The organism is Nonomuraea aridisoli (assembly GCF_003236395.1).
Taxonomy (GTDB): domain Bacteria; phylum Actinomycetota; class Actinomycetes; order Streptosporangiales; family Streptosporangiaceae; genus Nonomuraea; species Nonomuraea aridisoli.
Window position 1 is genome coordinate 1 of the sequence record NZ_POUD01000313.1, and the last position, 9,981, is coordinate 9,981.

At 70.0% G+C, this 9,981-nt stretch carries 9 protein-coding genes and 1 pseudogene; 3 read left to right on the forward strand and 7 right to left on the reverse strand.

The window, feature by feature from the left end; genetic code table 11:
• Window positions 1–270, reverse strand: a pseudogene (locus C1J01_RS50560) (hypothetical protein); the annotation flags it as partial.
• Window positions 257–796, reverse strand: a complete 540-nt coding sequence (locus C1J01_RS41710; protein ID WP_111184570.1) for an RNA polymerase sigma factor — start codon at window positions 794–796, stop codon at window positions 257–259. The pseudogene C1J01_RS50560 and the gene C1J01_RS41710, both read right to left, overlap by 14 nt.
• A gap of 125 nt (window positions 797–921) precedes the next feature.
• Between C1J01_RS41710 and C1J01_RS41715 the strand changes: the two genes are divergently transcribed.
• Complete coding sequence (locus tag C1J01_RS41715) at window positions 922–1,662, forward strand: class I SAM-dependent methyltransferase (RefSeq protein ID WP_111184571.1); 741 nt, start codon at window positions 922–924, stop codon at window positions 1,660–1,662.
• Between the two features lie 26 nt (window positions 1,663–1,688).
• Here C1J01_RS41715 and C1J01_RS41720 read toward each other — a convergent pair whose 3' ends face one another.
• The 5 genes from C1J01_RS41720 to C1J01_RS41740 form a co-directional block, all read right to left on the reverse strand.
• Window positions 1,689–2,576 carry a carbohydrate ABC transporter permease gene (locus C1J01_RS41720; RefSeq protein WP_235855019.1) on the reverse strand — a complete coding sequence of 296 codons (888 nt, stop codon included), beginning with the start codon at window positions 2,574–2,576 and terminating at the stop codon, window positions 1,689–1,691.
• On the reverse strand, window positions 2,576–3,460 hold the full coding sequence (locus C1J01_RS41725) for a carbohydrate ABC transporter permease (RefSeq protein WP_235855020.1): 885 nt from the start codon (window positions 3,458–3,460) through the stop codon (window positions 2,576–2,578). Before C1J01_RS41725 ends, C1J01_RS41720 begins: the two co-directional genes overlap by 1 nt.
• A 70-nt stretch (window positions 3,461–3,530) precedes the next feature.
• Window positions 3,531–4,802 (reverse strand): extracellular solute-binding protein, encoded by a 1,272-nt coding sequence (locus tag C1J01_RS41730; protein WP_111184573.1) that lies wholly within the window; start codon window positions 4,800–4,802, stop codon window positions 3,531–3,533.
• 208 nt (window positions 4,803–5,010) lie between these two features.
• The gene (locus tag C1J01_RS41735) at window positions 5,011–6,921 is read right to left on the reverse strand and encodes an acyl-CoA dehydrogenase family protein (RefSeq protein ID WP_111184574.1); all 1,911 of its coding nucleotides are present in this window, start codon (window positions 6,919–6,921) and stop codon (window positions 5,011–5,013) included.
• A 67-nt stretch (window positions 6,922–6,988) separates the two neighbouring features.
• Window positions 6,989–8,215, reverse strand: coding sequence for an APC family permease (locus C1J01_RS41740; RefSeq protein ID WP_111184575.1), 1,227 nt, complete (start codon window positions 8,213–8,215; stop codon window positions 6,989–6,991).
• A gap of 80 nt (window positions 8,216–8,295) precedes the next feature.
• Here C1J01_RS41740 and C1J01_RS41745 point away from each other — a divergent pair, with 80 nt between their 5' ends.
• Both C1J01_RS41745 and C1J01_RS41750 read left to right on the forward strand, forming a co-directional pair.
• Window positions 8,296–8,757: an Lrp/AsnC family transcriptional regulator gene (locus C1J01_RS41745; protein WP_111184576.1), complete on the forward strand. Its 462-nt coding sequence runs from the start codon at window positions 8,296–8,298 to the stop codon at window positions 8,755–8,757.
• Window positions 8,758–8,851: 94 nt separating this feature from the next.
• Window positions 8,852–9,981 (forward strand): serine hydrolase domain-containing protein (locus C1J01_RS41750; RefSeq protein ID WP_235855021.1); only part of this gene is annotated, 1,130 nt, incomplete at its 3' end.

Sequence of the window (9,981 nt, forward strand, 5' to 3'; positions counted from 1 at the left end):
GGGTGGGGTGGGGACGTCGATGAGGGCGCCGAGGGCCGTCAGTTCGGCCTCCAGGTCGTCGAACGGCTCCGCTGAGCGGTCGTGCGGATCGCCGGATGCGTCGAACGGATCGCCTGGCGTGTCGAACGGTTCATCGGGCGCGTCGTGCGGGTCGCTGGGTGTGCCGAACAGGCCGCCCGATGCGGCATGCGGGCCGCCCGATGCGTCGTGCGGATCGCTCGGTGTGGCGTGCGGGTCTTCCGATGCGGCGTGGGGGTCAGGTGAGTTCATTGGTCACCTCCTCTCTCAGGCGGGCGAGTCCGCGGTGGGTGCGGGACTTGACGGTGCCGATGGGCCAGTCGAGCACCTGGGCGGTCTCCGCCTCCGACAGTTGTAAGAAGTACCGGCAGATGACCGCCTGACGTTCCCGTTCGGGGAGGGCGCGTACGGCGGCCAGAAGGCGGGTGCGGCGGTCGGTGGCCAGGGCCGCGCTCTCCGGGTCGTCGGGCGCGGCCGGGTCGGCGGTGGCGCCGAGCCGCAGGGTCAGGTCCGAACGGCGGCCACGGGAACGGGTCAGGTTGTGCGTCTCGTTGGCCACGATGCGCAGCAGCCACGGCCGGAACGGCGCGTCCCTGCGGAACGTGGCCAGGTGGCGGTACGCCTTGACGAACGCCTCCTGGACGACGTCCTCGGCCTCGTCGCCGGCGCCCAGCATGGCGGCGGTCCGGTGCGCGAGCGCGCTGTAGCGGGCGACCAGCACCTCGTAGGCGGCCAAGTCACCGTCGAGCGAACGGGCGATCGCCTCGTCGTCGTCCATGGCGAGTCAGATTCCACCGCAAAGGAGGCCGTACAGGGAAGGGTGTTTGACCGATCGTGTGAGCCTCGCCCCTGCCCGGGGCATTAGACTCGGGCAATCCGCCAGCCCTTCGAAGGAACGGGATTATGTCTTCTGGGTATGACCGTGTAGTGCAACCGGCGGCCGGTGACGAGGCCCTGGAGAACCACCTGGGTGGGGATGAGGCCAGGAATTACCGGCAGTACGAGTTCGACATGGTCGCCCCGCACGTCGGCCGTTCGATGCTGGAGATCGGCTCGGGGCTCGGCCACTTCGCCGAGCAGTTCCTGCCGCGGCTCGACCGGCTCGTCGTCAGCGACTTCGACCCCTACTGCGTCGAGCAGCTGGAGAAGCGCTTCGCCGGCCGCGACGACATCAGCGTGCTGCAGTTCGGCCTGCCGACCGACATCCCGCTGGAGGACAAGGTCGACACGGTCGTCATGATGAACGTCCTGGAGCACATCGAGGACGACGCCGAGGCGCTGCGCTCGCTGGCCAGGGTCACCCTGCCGGGCGGCCGCATCATCATCTGGGTGCCCGGCTACATGCAGCTCTACGGCGACTTCGACCGCAAGGTCGGCCACGTCCAGCGCTACACGCCGAAGACGCTGCGCGCCACGGTGGCCAAGGCCGGGCTCGACGTCGAGGTGCTCAAGCCGATCAACTTCCTGGGCGGCCTGGCCTGGTGGGTGGCGGTGCGCCGGGGCGGCGTGGGCTACCCCGACCCGCGGCTGGTCAAGATCTACGACCGCACGGTGGTGCCGCTGACGCGGCTCATCGAGCGGTTCGTCCGGGTGCCGTTCGGGCAGACGGTGCTCTGCGTGGCGCGCGTGCCGAAGCAGCGCTGAGCCGCCCGCCCCGGGTCGGGGCGGGCCTACTTGATGGAGCCGGCGGTCAGGCCGCTGACGACCTTCCGCTCGATCAGCGCGAACAGGATGATCACCGGGATGGTGGCGATCACGGAGCCGGCGAACAGGTTCTGCCAGTCCACCTGGTACTGCCCGATGAACGAGTTGAGCGCGACCGGAAGCGGCTGGTTCTCGGTCGACGTGGTGAGCGTCAGGGCGACCACGAACTCGTTCCACGCCGCGATGAACGTGAAGATGAGCGCGGTGATGACGCCCGGCATGGCCAGCGGCAGGGTGATGCGGAACAACGCGCCGAAGCGGCCGTTGCCGTCGATGAAGGCGGCCTCCTCCAGCTCGCGCGGGATCGAGGAGAAGTAGGCGTTCAGGATCCACACCGCGAACGCCAGGTTGAACCCGCCGTTGACGAGGATCAGCGACCAGATCGAGTCGACCAGCCCGAACTGGAAGAACTCCCGGTAGATGCCGACCACCATGGCGGTGGGCTGGAACATCTGGGTGATCAGCACGAGGATGAGGAACGCCGTGCGGCCGCGGAAGCGGTGCCGGGCCGAGTAGTACGCCGCCGGCAGCGCCACGAGCAGCACGAGCACCGTCGAGCCCGCGGCCACCTTGATCGTCACCCACAGGTTGCCGGCCAGGCCGCTGGTCCAGAAGCCGGTGAAGTTGGACCACACCCACTCGTCAGGCCAGAACGACACGTCGCGCAGCGACTCCTGCGACCGCAGCGAGGTCAGCAACATGACCAGGTACGGGAACAGGAACAGGAACGCGATGACGTACGCGGAGGCCGCGATGACGACGGTCTTGAGCTTCGGCATCCGGCGCGGCGCGCCACGGTCGGGGCGGGCCTGGGGCCGTGGCCGGGCCTTCGCCGGCATCGTGTCGACGGCCATCACGCGACCTCCTTGTTCCACCGCGACACCTTGAGGAAGATCACGGTCAGCACGATGACCATGCCGAAGTTGATGACGGACATGGCGGCCGATTCGCCGATGTCGGAGCCCTTGAGGATGTACATGAAGATGGTGGACGTGGCGGTCGAGTAGCCCGGCTGCCCGTGGGTCATCGCCCAGATGATCGGGAAGCTGTTGAAGACGTTCATGATGTTGATCAGGGCCGCGACGGTGAGCGCGGGGCGCAGCAGCGGCAGCGTGATCGACCAGTACGTACGGAAGCGACCCGCGCCGTCCATCTTGGCGGCCTCGTACACGTCGGCGGGGATGGTCGCGAGACCGGCAAGCAGCGCGTACGTGGTGAAGGGCACCGACACGAAGACGGCCACGAACACCAGCCACGGCATGGCGGTGGAGGCGTTGCCGAGCTGGTCGGCCGCGGCCCCGCCCATCGCGTCGATCAGCCCGAGCTTCAGCCGGATCTGGTTGATCACGCCGACCTCGGGGTCGAGCATCCACTTGAAGATGATCGCCGTCATCAGCACGGACGCGGCCCACGGCGCGATGAGCGCCCAGCGGGCCACCTTGCGCAGCGGGAAGCGCTGGTTGAACAGCTGGGCGAGGGCCAGCGAGACCACCACGGTGAGCACGACGACCGCGACCACCCAGATCACGCTGCGGACCATGATGTCCGCGAAGTCCTTCTCGGCGAAGAGCTCGTCGTAGTTGGCGAAGCCGGCCCACCCGCGTACCACGCCGAACCGGCTGATCTCCAGGAACGAGGACCTGACCATCTCGATCACGGGCCAGATCACGACCACGGCGATCAGCACGATGGCGGGCCCGACCCAGGCGAGGGGTTCGAGGGCGCGCAACCTTCTCACATCAGACACCTTTCGAGGGACGGTACGGCCGGCCCTCGGAGGGCGCCGGCCGTACCGGGGTCCCGATGGATCAGCTCGCCGCCGATTCGGCGGTCTTCTGCAGCTCTCCGAGGACGGCGGCCGGGTCGTCCTCGACGGCCCCGCCGATGGTCTGCTTGACCGCCTGGCTCACGGCCGGCCATGCCTGGTCCTGGAACGGGTAGAAGCTGGCGTTGGGCAGCGCGTCGAGGAACGGCTTGAGCTTCTCGTCGCCCGACAGCTTCTCGATGCCGCCGTTGGTGACGGGCAGGAGCTTGTAGGTGTCGGAGATCTTCTGCGCGGCGTCGCCGGTGTAGAAGAAGTCGAAGAACTTCTTGATCTCGGCGGCGTGGCCGTTCTGGTTGAACGCCATGATCCAGTCCATGACGCCGAGCGTGGTGTCGAGCGGGCCGCTCTTGCCGGGGATCGGCACGATGCCGTAGTTCTCCAGCCCGGCCGCGTCGAAGATCGGGATGGACATGGGGCCGCCGTTGACCATGCCGACCTTGCCGGCGCCGAAGTCCTCCCAGACCGTCTTGCGGTCCTTGGTACCCGGGTTGGGGGTGGTCAGACCGGCGTCTACCAGGCCCTTCAGGTACGTGAAGGTCTCGACGTTCTGCGGCGAGTCGATCGTCCACTTGCCGGAGGCGTCCTTGTAGCCGCCCCCGTTGCCGAGCATCCACAGGAACGACTCGGCCTGGGCCTCCTCCTGGCCCAGCGGCAGACCGAACGGCTGCGTCACGCCGGCGTCCTTGAGCTTCTGCGCGGCGGCCTTGAGCTCGTCCCAGGTCTTCGGCGGCTCGGCGACGCCGGCCTTGCTGAACAGGTCCTTGTTGTAGAACAGGGCGCGGGCCGAGGAGACGAACGGGATGCCGTACGCGGTGCCGTCGACCTTGCCGAAGTCGGCGAACTTCTGCAGCAGGTCGCCGGAGACGTTCGGCGACAGGACCTCGTCGACCTTGTGGAGCAGGCCGTCCTGGACGAAGCCGGAGTAGTCGCCGGTCTGCAGGATGTCGGGCGCCTGACCGTTCTGGATCATGGTGGCGACCTGCTTGTCGATGTCGTTCCAGTTGATGACCTGGACGTCGACCTTGATGTTCGGGTTGGCCGCCTGGAACTGGTCGACGACGCCCTTCCAGAACGTCTCGCCCGAGTTGGGCTTGCCGGGGCCGTCGCCGTAGTCGGCCGCGACCATCTTCAGCGTGACCGTGCCGTCGCCGGCCGCCTGGCTGTCGCCTCCCGAGCCGCCAGAGCCGCCCGAGCCGCAGCTGGACAGGGCCAGCACCGTGGCAAGGCCGAGAGCGGCGCCGCCCACAAGCTTCATGTTCACTGGAGATACCGCCTTCTCGTCGGGCGGGACGCTGGTCCGTACCAGCCAGCGGCCCCGCCCTGGGGGATGGGGGCGCGCGAACACACGGCTCGCTCGCGTTTGCGTCAGCGTAAGCCCCGATTCAGCAGGCGGTCTATACCGGCTCGTCTCGGTTTGGCAACACTAAGGGTGAAGAATCCTCACGACCGGTCTAGACCGCGAGTCAGATGATCTGACGGCGGACGTTCTCCCCGCCCTCCGGCGCGCCGATCCACGGGCCGTCGATCGACGGGTCGAGGATCCCCTCCTCCACGAACGTGTAGCGGCCGTCGAGCACGTAGCCGGCGAGGCGGGCGTCCTGGCTGTCGCTGTTGTCCCAGAGCCGTTCGAAGAGGCCGTCCACGCGCCGCCTGGCCTGGTGGCAGAAGGTGTCGGCCAGCTCGTACGGCCGGCGCCCGAGGTCCTTGGAGTCCTCGGCGGCCTTGACGCAGACGGCCGTCATGGCGAACAGCTCGGCCCCGATGTCGACGATCCGGCCGAGGAACGACTGCTTGTGCTCCAGCGCGCCCTGCCAGCGGGACATGCCGTAGAAGGTGGAGCGTGCGAGCTTCCTGCTGGTACGTTCCACGAAACGCAGGTGACCGGCGAGGGGGCCGAAGTCGCCGTACGAGGTGGGCAGGTTGCCGGTGCCGGCCACCAGCGTGGGCAGCCACTTCGCGTAGAAGGCGCTCGCCCGGCGCAGGGCCTGGGCGCGCTCGGCGCGGGAGGCGTCCGGGTTGATCAGCTCGCCGGCGGCCGACAGGTGGGCGTCCACGGCCTCCCGGGTGATCATCAGATGCATGATCTCCGAGGAGCCCTCGAAGATGCGGTTGATGCGGGAGTCGCGCAACATCTGCTCGGCCGGCACCCCGCGCTCGCCGCGCGCCACGAGCGACTCGGCGGTCTCGAAGCCGCGCCCGCCGCGCATCTGCACCAGCTCGTCCAGCGCCCGGTACGACATCTCGGAGGCGTACAGCTTGGCCAGGGCGGCCTCGATCCTGATGTCGTTGCGCCGGTCGTCGGCCAGGCGGGCGGTGAGCTCCATGACGGCCTCCAGCGCGTACGCGGTGGCCGCGATGAACGCGATCTTCGTCGCCACGGCCTCGTGCCGGCCGACCTTGCGTCCCCACTGGACCCGCTCGTTGCCCCACTCGCGGGCGACCTTCAGCGCCCACTTGGTGTTGCCGGCGCAGGTGGCGGGCAGGGACAGGCGGCCGGTGTTGAGCGTGGTCAGCGCGATCTTCAGGCCCTGGCCCTCCTTGCCGATGAGGTTCTTGGCCGGGACCCTGACCTGGCGGAACTCGGTGACGCCGTTCTCGATGCCGCGCAGGCCCATGAACGCGTTGCGCCGCCTGACCGTGATGCCGGGAGAGTCGGCCTCGACGACGAACGCGCTGATCTTCTTGCCGGTCCGCGCCATGACCACGAGCAGGTCGGCGATGACGCCGTTCGTCGTCCACAGCTTGACGCCGTCGAGCACGTAGTCGTCGCCGTCGCGGACGGCGGTGGTGGACAGCCTCGCCGGGTCGGAGCCGACGTCGGGCTCGGTCAGCAGGAACGCCGAGATCTCGCCCCGCGCGCATCTCGGCAGGAACTCCCGCTTCTGCTCCTCGGAGCCGAACAGCTTGAGCGGCTGCGGCACGCCGATCGACTGGTGCGCCGACAGCAGCGTCGCCACGGCCGGGCTGTAGGAGCCGACGAGCATGAGGGCGCGGCAGTAGTACAGGTAGGGCAGGCCGAGCCCGCCGTACTCGCGCTTGATGGTGATCCCGAACGCGCCGAGCTGCGCCAGGCCCTTCACCACCTCGTCGGGGATCTGCGCGGTGCGCTCGATGAGGGCGGGATCGACCTGCGTGTCGAGGAAGCGGCGCAGCGCCCGGACGAACTCCTCGCCCCGCCGCGCCGCCTCGTCCGACAGGACGGGGACGGGGTGCACGAGGTCGAGCCGGAAGTCACCGAGGAACAACTGCCTGCCGAAGCTGGGGCGCGTCCACTCCTTCTCGCGCGCCTGCTCGCCGACCTCCCTGGACTCCGCGTACCCGGCCTGCTCCGCCTTGAGCTCGGTCCTGGCCTGCGCGGTCTTCTGCTCGGTCATGGCACTCTCCCGACGTTGCGCCGTCTTGTGGTAGGAGTACTGCCCGCGTCACGACGTCCTGCGCCGTTTATAGCCCGATTTTGTAGGAACGGCGAGCGTTGGCCTTGAGGACGAGCAGCGCGACGACCGCCAGCGCCGCGGGTACCGCCAGGTAGCCCCCGCAGAACGCCAGCCCGACGAGCGACATCACGGTGCCCACCACGGCGGTGACCCGGTGGCGGCCCGCGGGCAACATCCGCGTCGCCGCCGCCACGCCCGCCGTCGTGACCGCGGCCAGGCACGCCGAGGTCGCCCGCATGAGCAGGTCGAGGTCCTGGCCCGCCACCAGCACGGGCACGGATAGCACGGCGAGCAGCCCGAGGCTCCGGTACGGCGTCTCCCCCGGCGCCCCGCCCTTCGCGAACCAGCCGGGCAGGGCCCGGTCGCGGGCCAGCGCCGCGCCGAGCCGCCCGGCCCCGGCCAGGTAGGTGTTGACCGCCCCGAACGTCAGCAGCACCGCCACCACCCCGGTCACCGGCCGCGCCACCGGGCCGACGCCGATCTCCAGCAGGGCGGTGAGCGGCACGTCCGGCATGTCGGCGCCGAGCACGCCGACGGAGGTGACCGAGACGCCCGCGTACAGCAGGCCGATCACGACGAGGGTCACCACGGTGGCGCGGAGCGGGCCCCTGCGCCGGTCGGCGAACTCGCCCGACAGGTGGCTGGCCGCCTCCCAGCCCACGAACGCGAACATGAGCACCCCGGCCGCCCCGGCCACGCCCGCGGCGCCGTACGGGGCGAAGGGGGTGAAGCGGACGGCGTCGGCGTGCGGGGCGGCGGTGAGCACGGCGGTGGCCAGCAGCGCGACCAGCAGGGCGACGAGGCCGATCTGCAGCCGTCCGGACGTGCGCAGGCCGGCGGTGTTGGCGGCGAACGCGGCCGCCAGGATCAGGCAGGCGGCCAGGGTGGCGTCCACACCGAGGCTGGCCTCGACGTACGCGCCGCCCACGAGCACCCCGGCGACGGTGCCGATCGGCACCGCGCCGAAGAACCACCATCCGGCCACCGCGGCGGCGTGCCGGCCGAACGCGAGCCCGACCACGGCGGCCACTCCCCCGCCGCCCGGGTAGCGCGCGCCGAGCGCGGCGAACGTCAGCGCGACGGGGACGCTCAGCGCCAGCATGCCCGCCCACGCCAGCACGGACGCCGGCCCCGCCGCGTCGGCGGCGAGGTGCGGCAGCACCAGCATCCCCGGCCCCAGCACCGCGCCCACCAGCAGCGCCGCGCCCTGCGCCGTTCCCATACGTCCGCTCATGGCGCCGAAGTTAGTTCATTTGTTCGGCTGAATGGCGGCTTGCCGAACATCTGACCGGAATCGCCTGCCATGCTGGCGTCATGGACGAACTTGATTCGGCGATCGTGCGGTTGCTCCAGACAGATGCGCGGCAGTCCAACCGGGAGCTCGCCCGGCAGCTCGGCGTCGCGCCCTCCACGTGTCTCGAACGGGTCAGGGCGCTCACCCGGCGCGGCGTGATCCGCGGCTACCACGCCGACATCGACCCGGCCGCGCTCAACCGCGGCGTGCAGGCCATGGTCGCGGTGCAGGTGCGGCCGCTGAGCCGGGAGGTGATCAACGCCTTCAAGGCGTCGGCTGCCGAGATGCCCGAGGTGCTCAGCGTGTTCGTGCTGGCGGGCGGGGACGACTTCCTGCTGCACGTCGCCGTGCAGGACCTCGACCACCTGCACGCGTTCCTGCTCGACCGGTTGAGCAAGCGCAAGGAGATCGTCGGGTTCCGCACGTCGGTGATCTACCAGCAGGTGCAGAAACCCTTCCCGAGCCTGCTGCCCGAGCCCTGACTTTCGTCAGGGTCGTGACCTGACGGACGGCTCATCCGTGGCGGCACCCAGAGTCCCTAGGTTTCTCCGATATCACCCATGAACGGAGAAATCCTTGAAGTCTCTTGTGCTCGGTTTGTCCGCCGCGCTGACGCTGCAACCCTCGCCCGCCGACTTCGACGCCTACGTGCGCGAGGCGATGGAGGCGACGGGACTGCCGGGCCTTTCCGTGGTCGTCACGCACGACGGCGAGGTGGTGCACGCGGCCGGGTACGGCCATGATTCCGGCGGCAGGCCGGTCACCGCCGACACCCCCATGCGGGTGGCCTCGGTGAGCAAGTCGTTCACCGCCATGGCCGTCATGACGCTCGTCGAACGCGGCCGGATCGCGCTCGACGAGCCGGTGGCCGAGCAGCTTCCCGGCTTCACGATGGCGGACCCGCGGGCGGCCCGGATCACCGTGCGCCAGCTGCTCAACCAGACCTCCGGCCTGTCGGACCGCACCGTGGACATCCGCGCCACCGAGAGCGCCACCTCGCTGGCCGACTACACCGCCCGCCTGGCGGACTCCCGGCTCGCCGCAGACCCCGGCACCCGCTGGGAGTACTGCAACGTCAACTACGATCTGGCGGCGCGCCTGGTGGAGGTGGCTAGCGGGCGGATGTTCGAGGAGTACCTGCGCGACAAGGTGTTCGGCCCGCTCGGCATGTCCTCCAGCTCGGTCTCCGCCGACGCCGTCGCCGACGGGTACAACTCCGTCTACGGCGCCTGGCTGCCGCGTGCCGAGCTGCCCGCCTTCCTCGACGGCGCCGGTTCGGGCGGGGTCGTCACGACCGCCGCCGACATGGGCAGATGGCTGATCACACAGACCGGCGGCGGCCGGCCGCTGGTCAAGAGGGAGAGCCTGGAGACCATGCACCGCTCCACCGCGCTGCGCCCGTACGGCATGGGGTGGGGGACGGACGAGGACACCGGGCTGCTCACGCATTCGGGCAACCTGTTCACCTACACCGCCGCGCAGGCCGTCTCCCCCGAGACCGGCTACGGCTTCGCCGTCATGACGAACAGCGCCGCCCTGTACGACGACGCGTACGCCATCATGCTCGGCCTGACGGCGCTCGCCGAGGGGCGGACGCCGGAGCCGGTCGGGGGTGACCGGCAGCTGTTCGAGGCGGTGCTGGGCGGGATCGCGCTGCTCTCGGCGGGCCTGGGGGCCCTGGGCGTGGCTCGGGCGCGGCGCTGGTC